The sequence below is a fragment of the Mesorhizobium sp. M0998 genome (genome assembly GCF_040318885.1).
In the GTDB taxonomy this organism is placed as follows: Bacteria; Pseudomonadota; Alphaproteobacteria; order Rhizobiales; family Rhizobiaceae; genus Mesorhizobium.
Genome location: NZ_JAMYND010000028.1, coordinates 69,139 through 84,802, shown reverse-complemented (window position 1 = coordinate 84,802; position 15,664 = coordinate 69,139). Strand labels below are relative to the sequence as shown.

Sequence of the window (15,664 nt, the reverse complement as noted above, 5' to 3'; positions counted from 1 at the left end):
AACACAACGCCCGGCCCAGGGATGCCATGGATAAAGAAACTTGCGTTCCTCGGTCCCGTGGGCGTTCTCTCGTCGTGTTGTACAACCATCACCGACCACACTTGGCCATCGGCAACATGACGCCGGCCGAACTCGCAATGAAATGCACACTGGAAAAACAGGCCGCCTAAGGCCAGAAACGAAACCCCGGACTCTCTCCCAAACCAGAGGAGACAAGGGTCTCAGGTCAATTGATCTGCGGTCTGAACGTCGATCTTGAGGAGTATCCGCTTCTCGGGGCCTGACCCAAGCACGACTTGCCATTTCGTGAACCCGACTTCGCCGTCATAGGTAGCTGGCAGGTTTGACACCAGCGGCACCGCTGCGTGCCGGCCAAAAGATCGTTCTGTCCTGGCGTAGATGCTCAACTGGGTGGCTGCCCTCACCATGGTACCTAAGGATGAATTGCCATAAGCGGGATCGAAGGCAGTCGACTCATCGACCTCAACACGGACATTCGGAATGATCAGGCCGGACCAATTCTGCGAGCCGGCAGTTGGGAAATAGTGGAATTGGAACCGATCGCCGAGAAAGACAGCTGTCGGTGCCTCGTTGAGTAGCCCGACAATGGCGGTCGCCTCGTGCTTGTTGCGGGGCAGGATCAGGCATCCGGCGGGTGCCGAGGCAAACGTTCCTACCGTAAACTCTTCAGGTGCAAGCATCGATTACCTTTCCTGCAGCGGGCGGATCAGATTCTCCCAATAGAGTTCCGCAGCGCCTTCGTGGGAGAGCTTCTTCTCGTTCTGGCCGCCGAAATGCATCATGCCCATAGTCGTCAGGTAAATGGTCTGATCGTCGGCTTCGACGTTGATGGACTCGTTGATCGTGTTGCTGGCCGTCGTGTGACCCTGGACGTAGTTGATGCCCCGTCCGAAGCTGTCGCCTCCCATGTAGATGGTTGCCTTGGCAATGTCCTTGCCGTCACGGTAGACGGTCGCGAAGAAACGGTTTGCGTCGACCCGTCGAAACACTCCTTCGATGCCCGGGTTGCGCTCTGCGAGCTCGGCCAGTGAATTCTCGAAGAAGCGCGCCATGAACTCGAATGCTTCCTCTTGGAAGCGGTCCTTATCCCGCTGTGTGAAGGACTTGGCCAAGCGCAGGTTGCTGGAACGGGGCCCTTCAGCGGCACCTGGCGCTGGCTGGGCGATGGCCGATGTGTCCATGGCAGATACTTGTGATGGCGCTGCCTTGTTTCGTCCAACCGCTGCCTCCCGGATGGCTTTCGCGACCTGAAGGAATGCCTCGTCGATGTCCGCCCACTGGGTGATCGGCTTACCGTCGCGCGGCACCGCGTTGAGCTTGCCAAATGGCGCATGATGCCAGTCGCAAGCCCGCAGGATGATCGGGATGACGATCGTCTCCCCGGCCTCATGGCGTTCCATCGCCCGCTTCATCTCGATGTCGTAGCAGTAGTTGGAGGCTAGGAAGTCAGCGCTGACGAGCAGCAAGATAATGTCGTCACGGTTGATCTGCTCGTCGATCGACTGGGCGAATTCCTGGCCGGCTCCGATCCTGCGATCGTGCCAGGTATCGATTACTCCTTGGCGCTTGAGCATCGACAACTGCTTTTCGAGCTGATCCCTGAGTGCCTCGTCCGCGTGAGAATATGAGAAGAATACGCTCGCCAATACGCCCTCGTAAAAACTTGTGCCTGTGTGGTTCGACCTCGAACACGATACGGTCCGAATCCAGCGGAGTACCGTTGTAGTAGTCTATATCATAGCGGTACCAATTTAACTTGATACGCCTGCTCAAGGATGTGGTCGGGTTTGACCCAAGCCCTCTCCCAATGACTCCTTCCGCGAAATGATGCAGCGCATCGCTGCCCTTAAAGTCCAGGCAGAGTTCTGGTCCCGGCCTGAAGCCGCCGTTCAGACGGCTCTTTACTCGATGTGGCCTGCTGCCACACGACCAAATCCGCCTCGCCTCTTCCGGCCTGAAGTCGCCCACTAGACGGCGGCTGCGATCCGGCCAGCATCCTCGGATGTAGCATCGAGAGATTCTTTGGCGGGCATGGATGCCTCGAAGGTTCGACCCTCCTTGTCCTGCTTTGGCGCCTCCAGCCGCGGCAAACGTACTATCAAGGTCAGTCAGGACGCGACGACGACTACGCACGGCCGGCGTTAGCCGAATGTCGAATGGCTTTCAAAATTGACCATGGATTGGCGTCCAATTTTGCACGCCGATTCGCACCTACATCGTGCCTTTTGAAGCGAAGCTATAAGCATTCCGCATCTGCCGTGACACCACATCGAACGATGTTCCTGTAAGGTGAAAAGCTGGCAAATATGCCGAAGTCATAGGCCTAGATTCTGGTATATCTTATCAGGATAATGCCAATCGTCTGAGTGGCCGTGATAAGATCCCCGATAGTTATCGAAATAGTCGTCCATCGCGTACGAGATTATCTTTGCCCTAAACGACACAAACATTGCGTCCTTCTTCCGAAGAAGCGGGGGGCAATAATCATCGATTGCTTTGCTTCCATTAAGGTTGACAACCAAAGCCGGGATGCCGAGCTCCAAGCACATGTCAATTTCCCATCGGACATATCTATAAAGGTTCTTCGTGCTGGTGCCGACAAGAACTATTGCTTGCTTCGTATTCTTAAGCCTCTCCCTTAGTCTCCTTTTGACGGTATCCTCACTCGATCCGTCGCGGATGCCGTTGATGTCATGAGCGTCGTGAAAATCGAAATCTATGTGCTCACTTTTCTTCCAACCTTTCATGTAGGCATATGCCCACATGTCGTTGTCGCCGTCAAAAATGACGTACGTCTTATTTCTGTACCCCATTGGTTCCCCTCCGCCGCCGCTAAAATGTAAGACATACAGATCCGTGCTTGAAATCTATCAACTCAGAAATATTATTCAATGAGCACAATATAAGACGCCGTGAAGATTGGCTGGCGAGGGAGTTTCGGATGAACGTCCTCGACCTCCGGTTGTCCTTATTTGTTCTCAGGCGCGCTCTCTCAATTGCCAGCTAGATGTTAGACGTGAGCTTTGCCTCCTCGGCAACGGCTTGGATCCACAGGCCCTCATTTGCACTGGTAAGGCCACTCTTCCCGTTTAGGCGCGGTATTTGCCCTCCCGCGTGATGCAATCCTATGACTTCCCATTTCGAGGCATTGAAGACTGGACTGCCTGAACTGCCTTTTTCCGTAGGAGCGCTATAGTGTAAACGTCGTCGGATAGTTGGCTCCGGTGGAGTTCCGGTAGCCGGCCCTTCGTGGTCTAGCAACACATTGCCGTCGATCGAGATGCTCAAGTTGTCACCACGTGGGTAACCGATCAGGTAGACCTTCTGCAGGCCATCGGCCAGTGGTAGTCTCGGGGCGAGCGAAAGTGGGCTGGCAACTATGGGTAGAACCAATCTAATGATGGCTGCATCAAGCCTTTCGATTGGTGAACTCCAAACCAGCTCTTTGATTGGAATCGGTGTATTAGAGAGCTCACCGATCTCTTCAAATACTACTTCACATTCGTCCGGATGTAACGACCCTGGTTGCGTTCCGCTGACAACATGAGAGTTCGTGAGCACGACACGCTCAGCGCCGAGAGATGGAATGAAATCGCCGCCAGCGACTACAAATGCTGTGCCAATCTTTCCCCCTCCGATTTGCCGAATTGCGCATACCGAACGGGCCACTTCGGTACCACGCCTCATCCACTGTATAGATTTTACTCCCTCTGGGCCAAGTAAGGCCTCTAGGTTTCTGGTTCCAAGTGCCTCTGCCTTACCTGCCGCCGCATCCACAGCATGGTTAAGTCTGAGTTGGCCGTAATTCATCTGCAACAATCGCGCCTGTAGGGCCTCGACTATTCCCGCGCCCTCGTCGCTCACGGCTGGCAGGTTCCAAACTTCGGTGTACTGTCTGAGCGTGCCCGCGACAGCAAAGCTGGTAACGCTGGGATCGCTTAGATACGCAGCGATCTCGTCAAGGGCACCAGAAATGTCATCGAACCCTATTCGGAGTTCTGCACGTGTAGCGTGATACCAAAGGTCACGAGTTGAGTGGGGAGCTTGATCAAGCTTTGTCAGCAATTCCCGGCCTTCAACTTCAGATTGGAAATTCTGGTCCAATTGTCCGAAGTTGTGCTGACCCAGCCGCGAAAGTGCCAATATATTGACGGCGGCCCAATCTCGCCCAAGCCTGAACGCCTTTCTATATTCCGCAATTGAGCCTGAAAGATAGGCGTGACCGATCTCGGAAGTCTTGTCAGGAAGATGGAGGAAAATCTCTTTCAGAGCTCGACCTCGAAGGCCGTAGATTTCCGAAGATATCGTGCTGTTCAGTCCTGGCATAAGTTCGACGGTTGAGAGAATACCTAGTGCGCCTTGGTAGTCACCCAACTCGATCGCCGCCTGCGCGTGGTACGTCTGAAGAATTGGTGAATCTGAGCGGTGGTTCCTAGCGGATTTGGCGAGATCAATCAACAAACCGAAATCCCGAGAATCTCTTAAGCCCAATGCAACAATGGCGGTGTCATTAGCGGGAGGGGGATTCCCCACGGCCAGCTCGTGTATAAAGCGTAAAGCCTCTTCTTTGTGCAAATGTGATATAATCACGTTGGCTCCTAGTATGGCTAAAATCAGAAGCCAAGCATAGAAGTCAACGCTTTTCGGAGTGATGCCTGCCGCATATACTTCGTAATAGAGTGTCTCCAAGCACCATCATTGCGAACCGCAATGTCGGAAACGACTTTGATCCCATCTTTAAGGAAATCATTAGCGATAAATGGATCAAATCCAGCAACAACGTCCAATCTGTCAAATATGTTAACCCAATCACCTCTCAATTTTATGGGATATCCCATTGCTCTAGACCACTCGGGAGCAAGCTTATCCTGAATCTCGTCAAGGCCGAGCGGGCTTCCGATAGTAATTAGCCCGTCAACGGGAGGGCACTCAGGAACCCGCATTAGGCAATCATATGCTATAACGGTACCCATGCTGTGGCTGACAACATAATGGCGCTCGCCATTCGGAGCGGCAGCAAGAGCTGAGACAAAGCGTGAGCGTATCTCCTGCTGAACGTGGAACCGGCTTCCTGGCCTGCATTCAAAGTCCGCATCAAATAGGTAATGGTGAACGTCTCTGAGATAGGTTTCCAAAAATTTTGCTTTTAACCCCCAGGGTAGCGGCACCCGTTCCAAGCTTACACCGTCGAGCATACGGTTCTCAGGAACGGCTTCGGCAGCTTCAGCGGCTGCGAGGAGGCCTCCGGTTTTCGCCGCGATCATAGCTAAGAAAAGCGCCTCACTAGGGGTCTCTATCCCAGGGACTAAGGCTGATGATGATGCATCGACATCTGAGGGAACTAGTTCTCCGACGCTCTCATAGGCAGCGACGTTTGCGTCCGGTTCCGGATACATTACATCCGCCCAGTAAACCATTGACGTGGACACTCCTTCGGCTCCTAGATCCAACCCGTCGAGGCCGGAACCTAGCGCGTTCCGCCAAATATTAAGCAGGGGATCGGGTGCCGGTTTGTTGCCAATACCGTGAATGAACGTAACATGGGGCATGAGTTTGTTCTCGCTGCTGAAAAGAATCCTGCACAGAGGTGTCGCCCCTGGCGTCAAGAAAGCATCGAATATGCTTCGCTGCCAAAACTATATCTATAGTGTCAAATTGCCTCTTCGGGCAGGCCATAGCAAGCGGTCAATCAATGGATAGGGTTTTTATCGCTCACTCATTTTCTGATGCCGACCGTCCTCTGGTCCAACGCCTCGGCGACATCGTCCATGCTTTTGGCGCAACCCCGGTGACGGGACGCCGCCTTGGCGGGGCAGTGCTGACGCAAGAGATAAAATCAAGAATATCAGATGCCGATGTCCTTATCGCGCTCTGCACTTATCGCGAGGACAAGAGTGGCTGGCCTACGCACCCGTGGGTATTGACTGAGTTTGGCTTCGCTCTTGAACTAAATAGGCCTTGCATTGCCTTGGTCGATAGCCGAGTTGCATGGGACAAGACGCCCTACCCGGATCGTGAATACATACCGTTCGATGCGGGAGCGCCATACCTGGCCTTGTTGGATATGGTTGAGCATCTAGGTGTTTGGAGGGCCGACGCGGGCGCACCGATCCAACTGCTGATTGATGACGAGGAAATTATTCGGGCGTTCCTTACAAATCGGAGGAGTTTTCAGGTGCGATACCGTTGTGGCCGTGAAGCCCGCTTCTCCCAATTCAGAGACACGGACCGTGTTATGCTAGATGCAGGAGGCTTGGTAATCACACTGCCAACAGTTCCGAGCAGGGATCATCACGTCGAAGTCGAGATTTCTGCCGACCGAGCGCAGTGGATATGCGCGGTATCGCGTCAATACATTTCGGTCAAATTCGAAAGGGTCAATTCGTGACTTACCGCATTGAGCAGGCCGTGGCAGTCGAGTCCGAGTACCCGGATGATCGTTGGCGCTGGCGGGTATGGATTGATGCATCGTCAGAAGAACTCGACCGAATTGAGATGGTCCGATACGAGTTGCACCCGACATTTCCGGAACCCGTTCGGACAGTGCGGGATCGTTCCAGTAAGTTCTCATTGGCGTCTTCGGGGTGGGGTGAGTTTCTGCTTCACGCTTCGATTAAGTTCAAAACTAGCGGGGATGATTTGCGACTTGCTCATTGGTTAAGATTAAGCTCCCGACCGATTGAGGGGGTAATCGCACCCAACCAACTTCGTGTTTTCGTCTCCTATGCTTTTTCAGATACTGAAGCAGTCGAAAAAGTTACAAACGCTCTGAGGGACAAAGGAGCAAGGGTGGTCAACGCGGTAAACTCTAGCGTTGCATCCGGAGAGACACTACAGGATAAGCTCGATAGCTTGCATCCGGATGTTGCATTAGTGTTCGTTGGAGAAAATTTAAGCAAGTGGCAGGCTAGAGAGGTAACTGAGCTGGTTAGAAACGATGTTGAAATAATACCGATAGTCTCGCCCCAAGCGAGTGTTGCTGGTGATAGTTTGCTCGCATCACGTGAGCCTGTGATTGCTGATTTCAGTCTGTCGCCGGAGGACACAGCCGACAGGGTGCTGAGATACATGCCTGGGATAATTGGCAAGGTTTGAGTCTCTTGCGAGTGACCAGGACGGAAGGGGGCAATCAGCGACTCCACTGACAATGAAGTGGACCCTTAAGATGCAGTTTTGACCCTAAGATGCGTTGCCAGTATGAATGTGATGGACTTCGAAACCGGCCGCCTCGGATACCTCAAGCATGTCCTGTGTGGCATCACCTGAAGCCCTAGGATGACCGTCCCAGACCAATAGGGTGATTGGCTTCAGGCCGGATGTAATTGCAATCTCGGAAGCCTGCCTTACAATCTCTCTCGTAACCAGCGAATAGCTTTCATCGGGGTCTTTGTTCTGGAGTTCCATATTTACTACATCCTCGACAGGAGTGTTTGCCAAAACGTAGTCAAACATTTCTCCCCAATTACCAGGTCTGTCGACAACCGAGGACCTCCTAAAGGTCATTGGGTCGAACGGGAGCAGAATTCTGCGGGGAATATTATGGGCCAATGCAACTTGCAAACTAGTCAAATCCGCGCCACATGCGGCGGAGCAGACCAGCTGTTTTACCTTTAGCTGCTTAAAGGCCTTGCCGATCCGCGCTCTTACGGCGGGCAGGTTGCTCAGAGGGAATCGTCGCTCTGCCCCCACCGCGTCGATACGCCTACCAGCCAATGCCGCGACGCTTTCCATCAATAGCGATTAGTCGCGCTGCGAAGTGCTTCGACGATTCGATCTCGTTCAAAGCTTGTTGCCCAAGATGTCCCAACACCCAGGAGACCGGAGGGCGTCGTATTCGACTTTCCCAGTTTTACAGCAGCGAGCTTCAATTTGGTGTCGTCCATTTTCGCCCGGTCGATCTCCCATTCCATCCAAGAGCTATTGGCGCTCTTCTCCCCAACAAGGACGAGCAAGTGCGTTGCCTCTTTCATCTTTTTTACAAGCGCAGCTTTAATGACAGGGGCGTCGCTGCTGTTGATGGCTACGTCAGGGCCGCGGCTATCAAAATCAAAATCAAACTCCGGATTGGCATCCCATGCCTGCAGGAGCCGCTTGTAGTGTACGTCTTCCGAATGGTCATAGCTTACAAATGTTTTCGTCTTACCCATCTTGCGTCCTCTAGAATTGAGAGACTTATGTCCTTTTTGCCACAGTATCGGATATCTGTATATTGTGCCACCTAAGTTTTGAATCAAGCATTTAAAATATCAAGCCTGGGGACGGCAACTATCTTCCCCATGCCACCGCCCGACCATCTCGGAGGGCCTTCAAGGCGAACCTTTGAGCCAATCGCCTACGCGAACAGGAGGTCAAAAGAATTTGACTCGGCAAGTCGTGTCTTGGCGTTGTAGGTGTCGGTCCGCAACCGATAGCATGCCTCCCACCTCTGATGCCAGCTAGTCGGTCTCAATTAGGTCTCAAAGTAGACTCACGAAGGATGCGCGCGCCGCGATATCGGCACAACGCGCCGCCGACGCGCTCGGGATCGCTCGCCATGCGCATCGGCTGGTTCCGCAGCGCCCATGTGAGGAGCGCGGGCTGCTACAGGCCGTGGCTGCTGCCGCCGCAGAGGAGGCGCAAGTTCCTGGACTCGACAACACCATCTGCCACTCGCTGAAGGCATTCGGCAACCTTCTCAAGCGCACCGGGCACGTCGGCTTTGCTGCGGCGATGCGCGAAGTGATGCCCGGCGATCCGCTGGCCGAGGAGCTGATGGAGGCGATGCTGTAGGCCCCGCGGCTACAGAAAACTGTGCGAGCTTTTGGCCAGTGCCGCAGCCAGGGCGTTGTGATGGAGCCGCCTGGCCGCAGCACTCGGCCATCCCTCAAGGCCAAACTTGGCCCAACTCGCGGGCTTCGCCAGTACGGCGCGCGCACCGACGATGAAGAGCGCGCATATACTTTTTGCTGCGCTTGCTAAGCCCACCATGCACCGTTCTGTCGCCGGTGGAGAGCTGCTTCGGCACCAGGCCGAGCCGGGCGCCAAAGTCGCGTCCCTACGAAAACGTGGCGCCATAGCCGATCGTCGCAATCGTCGCGCTCGCGGTCAAAGCCCGATCCCTGGAATGCTCATCAGCCGTTGGCAGCTTTCGTCTTGATGCGCGAGCGCCTGGATTTCACCCGTGACTGCATCGACCCGATCGTCCAGCCAACGCCAGTCCTGCGCCAATTCCTCGACAAGACGAACCAGGCGCGGCGAAAGCACGTCGGTGCGCTCAGCCAACATAGGTGGCAGCATCTGGCACAGTCTCGCAGGCCCTTGCGGGACGATAACCCCGCACTCGAGAAGAAAGCCGCGGAGCTGATTGACGACCGTGTTGCGATGGCCGACGAGCCTGCTGCGAATTCGATGCAAGGCCTGAAGGTCGAGCTGCTCGGCGCTCTTGATTGGGACAAAGCTCATCGTAGGCCGCCGCACCGCGTCGGCGATCGCTTCGGCGTCGCGGTAGTCGTTCTTCTGCCCTTTCCGCAACGGCTTGTCCCGGGATCAGCCGAACGTCATGGCCGAAGGCCCTCAGTCGACGGCCAATGTGATGCGCGCCTGCACAAGCTTCAACGCCCACAAGTCAAGGCGGAAGGTTGGCAATATGGCCTTCCAATCGTCCACGCGACAGTTTCTGCCGTAAGATTACCTTCCCACGCGCGTCCATCCCGATGAGATGAAGGCTGCTTTTGCCGAGATCCATACCGATCGTGGCGATACTATCGTGATGCCCAACGGTTTCAGTCATGGTGTGCTCCTTTTGCGGTTGCGCATCTACAGCATGGCCGTCGCGCCGTCGGAGCGCGGCCGGTCCATACCATTATCTGGACCGACGGCATGTTCTACCTCGGTGATGCGGCGGTGGGTGAGGGCGACGCCGCATGGCGCGCGCATGGCAAGGCCCGCAAGCTTCTGGGTGCACATCGATGAGCCGTGTGGCGGCGTTTGAAATGCATCACGTCCGCACGCTGACGGACGTGAATTGAACAAGGAGATCCGCTCCGGCGGATGAGGACCGATGCCGACCGGGAACGACTGAACGCAAATTATCCTGCCTGCGGCCGCGCCGGCGACAGACGGTCGGACCGCGCTCGATTGCTTGTGACGACGCTCCGTTAGTCCGATGGAAGAGTGCGCCACGGCGATTCGAGAGCTGCAAATAAGCAGCGCAACTACTCGGTCGCAGAGCGCGGAAGACTGCACTGCGCATCGGAACTCGACGCCAAAAGCGGAATCGTAGCGCTGAGCATAGATTCGTGTATTATCGCAACTTTGATGAGGGACCACGATTTCAGAAAGATCACCGGAAGAATAACCAATTAAGACGGCAAGATAAAGCGAGCTTGCGCTCGCACCTCGCTTTGCTCGGTAAGTTGTTGTCTGCACATTGTTTTCGCTTGCGAAAACAGAGCCCTTCCGGAACTTTGAGGTGTATGGGCAGCGGCGGAATTGCCGGTAAAGCACTGGTGATGCTTGCAAATCCGATTTGCCGCCGTGATGTGCGATCCGACGTTTCCGCGCCACAGCCTGTCTTTGCACGCTGGAGCACGATCAGCGCTTGCGGCGTCTTGCGGAGCCGCAATCCGCCGCTGATTCTGCCGCCATGGTGGACCGTGACGACAGAGATTTCCGTGTCAGACCTGGGCGTGTGCGAAGCAGTGGCACGCGGGTCGCCCCAGGTGCAAAACCGTTCCTCGCGCAGGTGAAAATCGCCGTGCGCAAGGCCAGCGGCAACCCAGGCAGGATCGGTGGTTCTGCGGGGAGCAAGGGCGGCGGCCGGTTTAACACAAGGGGACGCGGCGCAAGCATCGCCGCCGGCCTGTCGCACGACGGCAGCGGCTGGGGCCGGGAAGGGGGCCGAGGCCGCTTCCGGACGCGGCGGGTGATGGTCAAGGCACGCGTGGTCAAGTTCACGTCCCAGCGTGGCGCGCGCGGCCCGAAGATGCGTGGCGTCTCAACCCGGGCAGTCGATGCGCATCTGCGCTATCTTGAACGCGACGGCGTGGCGCGCGACGGAGAGAATGGCCGGGTTTATTCCGCGCTCGAGGACGGTCGCGACAGAGAGGAGGGCAGAGCGTTCATCGAGCGCTGCCGTGGCGACCGGCATCAGTTCCGCCTCATCGTCGCACCCGAGGATGCCGTCGAGATGGAGGATCTGCGCGCCTTCACCCGCGATCTCATGCGACAAATGGAGAGCGATCTCGGAACCCGGCTCGACTGGATCGCCGTCGACCACCACAACACCGGCCACCCTCACACTCACATCCTGGTGCGCGGCGTGACTGATCAGGGCAAGGTGCTCAACATCGCCGGCGATTATATCGCCCACGGCATCCGCCATCGCGCTGGCGAGTTGGTGACGCTTGAGCTCGGACCGCAGACCGAGATCGACATCGCCCACAAGCTGAGAGCCGAGGTGGAGGCCGAGCGGCTGACCCGCCTCGACCGGATGCTGCTTGCCGAGCAAGAGGAACGTGGCATCGTCGACCTAAGGCCCGGTGTAAGCGAGACCTATACGTTGCGCGCCAACCGCCATCTCCTGGTCGATCGTGCCAAGCGTCTGGAGCAGTATGGCCTCGCCTCCGAGACTGAGCCCGGCCGGTGGATGATTGCCGATGATGCCGAGCACGTTCTGCGCGATCTCGGCACGCGCAACGACATTATCAAGACCATGCACCAAGCGCTCGCCGACCATGGCATCGCCGAGGAGCGCGGCCCCGGCCAGTACATCACCCATGGCAGAGAGATCACCGAGCCGGTGATAGGACGGGTGCTGGCCAAGGGGCTTGCCGGCGACGGCATGGATGGCGGGCTCTATGTCGTCGTCGATGGCGTCGACGGACGCACCCACTATTTTGAGACCGGCGACGACACCAAGTTCGACGAGGTTACGCGCGGCCACATCGTCGCCCTCGAGCCGGTCCCGGCAAAGGCAGAGCCCCGCGTAGCCGATCTCAACATCCGCGAAATAGCAGCCGAACACGGCGGTATCTACCGACCGAGCGAGCATCTGGAAGCGGCACGGCCGCGGATCGAGCGCGTGAAGGGTGATCCCGATGCTTTCATTCGCGCGCACGTGCGCCGCCTTGAAGCGCTGCGGCGTGCCGGTGTTGTCGAACGCATCGATGCCGACCACTGGAAAATCCCCGACGACATCGCCGAGCAAGGTGCGGCCTACGACGCCCGCAACCGGGGCAGGGATTTTACTGTCCGCACGCTCTCCTTCCTCGACCTCGACAACCAGGTGACAAGCGATGGCGCGACCTGGCTCGATCGGGAACTGGCGTCGGCAACCCGGACGCCGCTCACACAGGTCGGGTTCGGCCGGGACGTCACCGAGGCAATAGATCGACGCCGGCAGAGCCTCGTTGACATGGGCTACGCCAGCCGGCTGGACGACGGCCGGATCCGGGCGCCGAAGGATCTGCTGCAGCGGCTCGAGCAGGCCGAAGTCGCCCGCGTCGGCCGTGTGATGGCGGCCGAGCGCGGGCTGAGCTTCATGAAGGCTCAGGCTGACGAATATGTCAGCGGCCGGCTGGTCGGAGTGGCTAATCTCGCCTCCGGCCGTTTTGCTATGATCGACGACGCAACAGGCTTCCAGCTGGTGCCTTGGCAACCAACACTCGAAAAACATATCGGCCAGCACATCGCCGGCATCGCACGTGACGGCGGCGGTATCGAATGGACTTTCGGCAGAAAGCGGGGGCTGGGGCTGTGAGCGTGGCGGCTTATATGGCAAATGTCGGTCAGAACGGGTCGACAATGGCTCAAGCGAAAGGCCTCGTCCGACCCGAAGTCGACGTACAACTTCGCGAAATGCGAACGGCAGCTTGGCGCCCAACAATGGTCGTTCGCTGTCTGCGTCGCCGGTCCCAAATGCGGTCGTTCGTTCGCTCGGCAGCTTCTACGCTGCAACGAAAGACGATCATTACTGACTTTGCGTTGTCAGTGATCGAAACAGCGGGAACAAGCCCCGCATCAATGCGCGATTGCGTTCGAGACGTTGCCGATAGCCTTTGACGGCGGCAGTCGGAAGGTCGATCGCCTCTTGGCGCAACGCGATGACGAACACGCCGGCATCAAGGCCGTCGGGGCCAAGTACCAGACACCGCTCGACTAGAGCCGCGACCGCCCGTGTCGTATCCTCGCTCGGCGGCATCGCCGCGATGTAGGTCATGCGCTCGCCCAAGGCTGCATAGAAGGGCTCGCGACGCTCCAAACGGACGGCGTCCGGATCGAGCACGATCGGATCGCCTGCGGTCATGCGGACAGCCTTCGCCAATGCGATGGGGCCAGCAAGCTGATCGTTGTCCGCAGCCTCTTCGACGACCTTGCTGAGGCGGTCGAACGCGCCTGCCCGGCGCGCGAAGCCGAGGGTCACAAAAGCCCAATTCTGTACCGTGATGACGTTCGGCGCCGTGGGCAATGGGATTGCGAAGGGTGCAAAGAGCAACGCATTTTGCCGAGCCGCTCGCCAGAACTGTTCAAGTGCGCTCACGATCGGATCAAGCAGTGCATCCACGTTGCTTGGGGAGAGGGACAGGGTATCGGCGATCGTGTCCAGTTGGTAGGTCAGGGTGCTGAGAGGCTGGTAGGCAGTCGCGATGGCAATGTTGTGCCGCTGCGTGGTTGCCGTGCCCAGCAGGACAATCAGGCCGCGCACGGCATCGTTGATCCCGTCTCGGCCGGCCAACGCAGGCGTGGCAAACAGCACACCGATATTTCCCGTGACGCCAGAGTGATTCGACTTCAGGGCGCCATCCCGCACCGCCCGAACGACCTCCTGAATGCGCTCGTCCTTCACAACCGGCGCATCGAGATAAGGAACAATATCGTCGAGCAACGCGAGGAGACGGGTGCTTTCAGTTGCGGCGCCGAGACCGTGTCGCAAGATCGTTTGTGCGCACCGGGATCCGAATTCTGAGTTTTCAGCCCAAAGCGCCCGCACCTCGTCGCAGGAAATGAAGGTGATGGCGGGTGAGACGATCGGCCAGGCGCTTTCTGAAGGCGGCCCGTCTTCGAGAATGGTGAGAATAACATCTGCCAGACGGTTCAGATCATCGGGGGCGAACGCTACCGCACAATCGACCGCCGCTTCCAGACCAGCTACTGTCAGGTCAAATTGCTTGGTAGCAAACCCGGCAAGGATCGCGTCGGCAATGATCCGCGAAGCGGGCTGCACAAATTCAGGGCGTTTCCGTGCAATGTCCTTAATTGCGACAAGGCTTGTCTTCGGCAGGCTATGCCCTTGGATGAATGAGTCTCCTGGCGGTTCCTGAGCAAGCTTTGCGATGGCGTCAATTAACAGACGCGCGAGATGCTCCTTTTCGGCGCTTAACGTGCCCAGCCAGGCGATGAAGAGCTTCACCAGCACATTGAGACGCTCGCGCCGGACGCCGGTATGCCTCTGGGCGACTTCCGTCGCCACGCCGATCACCTCTTGTGTCACATAGGCATCAACAAGATCCTCGCGGCTGGCTTCGGGGCCAACGGCACCCTCACGCCCACTGGTGATCACCAGCCGAAGCGCGAGATCGAAACTCTCTGGCCGACGATGACGCCCAATCTGCTCGTACAGTTCGTCGAAAACCGACCGCCCGTAGAATGCCATAGCCTCGCTCGAAAGCGTGGAGCCGCCCAGCGCGTTCAGGCGGCGAAGCGCAGCCCAGAAACGTCGATGAGCGTCGGTGAACTTCCTGTTTGCCCAATGATCGAGAGGGGCGCCCAGATCGTGCGAGTTTTGGAGCAAGGGCGTGTCGAGCACGCAGGCGCGCACATCCGGAAAAAACAGCCCTTCTCTGCTTTGATAAGCGGCATGCATTGCCGCCAGCGCTGCATTCAGCGCGAGCAAGGGCTTGGTCACAAGGGTTTCGGGCGCCTGGACCGCACCGAGCATGGCGTGGGTGGTTTTGAGCGAACCCGTCATGCCGGAGACGGTGGCAAGCGATTGGAGCGTCATGTCCGCAACGGCTTCGACGAACTCGGACCAGCTCGGATCGGAAAAACCGTCGCACAAGCGCTGCGTCGTCCCGTAGAACGCGCCGGCGAGACTCGGTCGGTCCGCGTCCAGCGCGAGGTCGCCCAGATGCTTTGTGGCGACTATCCGCAGTGCAGGGTCGAGCGGCGCAAGGGCCTCGTCGGCCGTTCGAATGGTCGCCGAGTCCGCTTGGTCGCCAATGGCGGCGACAAGACCGATCGCCTTTCCGATCACGTTCAGGGAGGCGGATCCACCCTCGGTGTTGGCGAGCCAAGAGCTGATCGAGCCGAAGTCGACGGTGGCCAGTTCAAAGGCAAATGCGATCGTCCGGCAGCGTTCACGAAAAGCTTCTGGGATGCGGCTGTCGTCGTAGTGGACGCTCGCATCGGATTGCCAGGTCAAGACACGCAGCACATTCTGTAGATAGCCCGCCAAGCCTTCCTGGCCGGGTTTGAGGCGGATCGTCCAGGTAGCCAGGTGCGGCGGGCCGCCCGACATCTGCTCGATGCACAAGTCGCCGAGTTGGATCGTGCCGTCGCTTGTCGCGTCGATGGTCGCAGCGCAGAGCTCGCGGACCAGACCGGCGGAGAGGAAATGGCTCAGTGCAGCCCATGCCGGAGCGTTGCTACCGAAGCTGATCATTCG

15 protein-coding genes are annotated in these 15,664 nt (G+C 57.5%); 4 read left to right on the top strand and 11 right to left on the bottom strand.

The window, feature by feature from the left end; all coding sequences use genetic code 11:
- Window positions 1-221: 221 nt before the first annotated feature.
- The 5 genes from NKH59_RS23960 to NKH59_RS23940 form a co-directional block, all read right to left on the bottom strand.
- Window positions 222-701: a hypothetical protein gene (locus tag NKH59_RS23960; RefSeq protein ID WP_353023287.1), complete on the bottom strand. Its 480-nt coding sequence runs from the start codon at window positions 699-701 to the stop codon at window positions 222-224.
- A 3-nt stretch (window positions 702-704) separates the two neighbouring features.
- Complete coding sequence (locus NKH59_RS23955; protein ID WP_353023286.1) at window positions 705-1,667, bottom strand: toll/interleukin-1 receptor domain-containing protein; 963 nt, start codon at window positions 1,665-1,667, stop codon at window positions 705-707.
- A 669-nt stretch (window positions 1,668-2,336) separates the two neighbouring features.
- The gene (locus tag NKH59_RS23950) at window positions 2,337-2,834 is read right to left on the bottom strand and encodes a TIR domain-containing protein (RefSeq protein WP_353023284.1); all 498 of its coding nucleotides are present in this window, start codon (window positions 2,832-2,834) and stop codon (window positions 2,337-2,339) included.
- 190 nt (window positions 2,835-3,024) lie between these two features.
- Complete coding sequence (locus tag NKH59_RS23945) at window positions 3,025-4,710, bottom strand: serine protease (RefSeq protein WP_353023282.1); 1,686 nt, start codon at window positions 4,708-4,710, stop codon at window positions 3,025-3,027.
- Window positions 4,635-5,450, bottom strand: coding sequence for a lipase family protein (locus tag NKH59_RS23940; protein WP_353023281.1), 816 nt, complete (start codon window positions 5,448-5,450; stop codon window positions 4,635-4,637). Before NKH59_RS23940 ends, NKH59_RS23945 begins: the two co-directional genes overlap by 76 nt.
- A gap of 263 nt (window positions 5,451-5,713) precedes the next feature.
- Here NKH59_RS23940 and NKH59_RS23935 point away from each other — a divergent pair, with 263 nt between their 5' ends.
- Window positions 5,714-6,409, top strand: coding sequence for a toll/interleukin-1 receptor domain-containing protein (locus NKH59_RS23935; protein WP_353023279.1), 696 nt, complete (start codon window positions 5,714-5,716; stop codon window positions 6,407-6,409).
- Window positions 6,406-7,116, top strand: a complete 711-nt coding sequence (locus NKH59_RS23930) for a pYEATS domain-containing protein (protein ID WP_353023277.1) — start codon at window positions 6,406-6,408, stop codon at window positions 7,114-7,116. The genes NKH59_RS23935 and NKH59_RS23930 overlap by 4 nt, the downstream gene beginning before the upstream one ends.
- Before the next feature lie 84 nt (window positions 7,117-7,200).
- On the opposite strand, the gene NKH59_RS23925 is transcribed toward NKH59_RS23930, so the two are convergent.
- Window positions 7,201-7,752: a hypothetical protein gene (locus tag NKH59_RS23925; protein WP_353023275.1), complete on the bottom strand. Its 552-nt coding sequence runs from the start codon at window positions 7,750-7,752 to the stop codon at window positions 7,201-7,203.
- On the bottom strand, window positions 7,752-8,168 hold the full coding sequence (locus tag NKH59_RS23920) for a TIR domain-containing protein (protein ID WP_353023273.1): 417 nt from the start codon (window positions 8,166-8,168) through the stop codon (window positions 7,752-7,754). The genes NKH59_RS23925 and NKH59_RS23920 overlap by 1 nt, the downstream gene beginning before the upstream one ends.
- A gap of 442 nt (window positions 8,169-8,610) precedes the next feature.
- Here NKH59_RS23920 and NKH59_RS23915 point away from each other — a divergent pair, with 442 nt between their 5' ends.
- A complete protein-coding gene (locus tag NKH59_RS23915) occupies window positions 8,611-8,790 on the top strand; it encodes a hypothetical protein (protein WP_353023271.1) in 180 nt (59 codons plus the stop codon).
- Between the two features lie 315 nt (window positions 8,791-9,105).
- On the opposite strand, the gene NKH59_RS23910 is transcribed toward NKH59_RS23915, so the two are convergent.
- The 3 genes from NKH59_RS23910 to NKH59_RS23900 form a co-directional block, all read right to left on the bottom strand.
- On the bottom strand, window positions 9,106-9,531 hold the full coding sequence (locus NKH59_RS23910) for an IS110 family transposase (protein ID WP_353023269.1): 426 nt from the start codon (window positions 9,529-9,531) through the stop codon (window positions 9,106-9,108).
- A 94-nt stretch (window positions 9,532-9,625) separates the two neighbouring features.
- Window positions 9,626-9,790: a hypothetical protein gene (locus NKH59_RS23905; RefSeq protein ID WP_353023268.1), complete on the bottom strand. Its 165-nt coding sequence runs from the start codon at window positions 9,788-9,790 to the stop codon at window positions 9,626-9,628.
- 26 nt (window positions 9,791-9,816) lie between these two features.
- Entirely contained in the window at window positions 9,817-9,966 is a 150-nt protein-coding gene (locus tag NKH59_RS23900) for a hypothetical protein (protein ID WP_353023266.1), read from the bottom strand.
- A 790-nt stretch (window positions 9,967-10,756) separates the two neighbouring features.
- Here NKH59_RS23900 and NKH59_RS23895 point away from each other — a divergent pair.
- Window positions 10,757-12,760 (top strand): DUF3363 domain-containing protein, encoded by a 2,004-nt coding sequence (locus NKH59_RS23895; RefSeq protein WP_353023264.1) that lies wholly within the window; start codon window positions 10,757-10,759, stop codon window positions 12,758-12,760.
- Between the two features lie 210 nt (window positions 12,761-12,970).
- Here NKH59_RS23895 and NKH59_RS23890 read toward each other — a convergent pair whose 3' ends face one another.
- Window positions 12,971-15,661 carry a hypothetical protein gene (locus NKH59_RS23890; RefSeq protein WP_353023262.1) on the bottom strand — a complete coding sequence of 897 codons (2,691 nt, stop codon included), beginning with the start codon at window positions 15,659-15,661 and terminating at the stop codon, window positions 12,971-12,973.
- Window positions 15,662-15,664: the final 3 nt, after the last annotated feature.

Bases quoted from the DNA above. Each gene is read 5' to 3' on its own strand.
- NKH59_RS23960 (WP_353023287.1), bottom strand. From the start codon at position 701: ATGCTTGCACCTGAAGAGTTTACGGTAGGAACGTTTGCCTCGGCACCC.
- NKH59_RS23950 (WP_353023284.1), bottom strand. From the start codon at position 2,834: ATGGGGTACAGAAATAAGACGTACGTCATTTTTGACGGCGACAACGAC.
- NKH59_RS23935 (WP_353023279.1), top strand. From the start codon at position 5,714: ATGGATAGGGTTTTTATCGCTCACTCATTTTCTGATGCCGACCGTCCT.
- NKH59_RS23925 (WP_353023275.1), bottom strand. From the start codon at position 7,752: ATGGAAAGCGTCGCGGCATTGGCTGGTAGGCGTATCGACGCGGTGGGG.
- NKH59_RS23920 (WP_353023273.1), bottom strand. From the start codon at position 8,168: ATGGGTAAGACGAAAACATTTGTAAGCTATGACCATTCGGAAGACGTA.
- NKH59_RS23905 (WP_353023268.1), bottom strand. From the start codon at position 9,790: ATGACTGAAACCGTTGGGCATCACGATAGTATCGCCACGATCGGTATG.
- NKH59_RS23900 (WP_353023266.1), bottom strand. From the start codon at position 9,966: ATGTGCACCCAGAAGCTTGCGGGCCTTGCCATGCGCGCGCCATGCGGC.
- NKH59_RS23890 (WP_353023262.1), bottom strand. From the start codon at position 15,661: ATGATCAGCTTCGGTAGCAACGCTCCGGCATGGGCTGCACTGAGCCAT.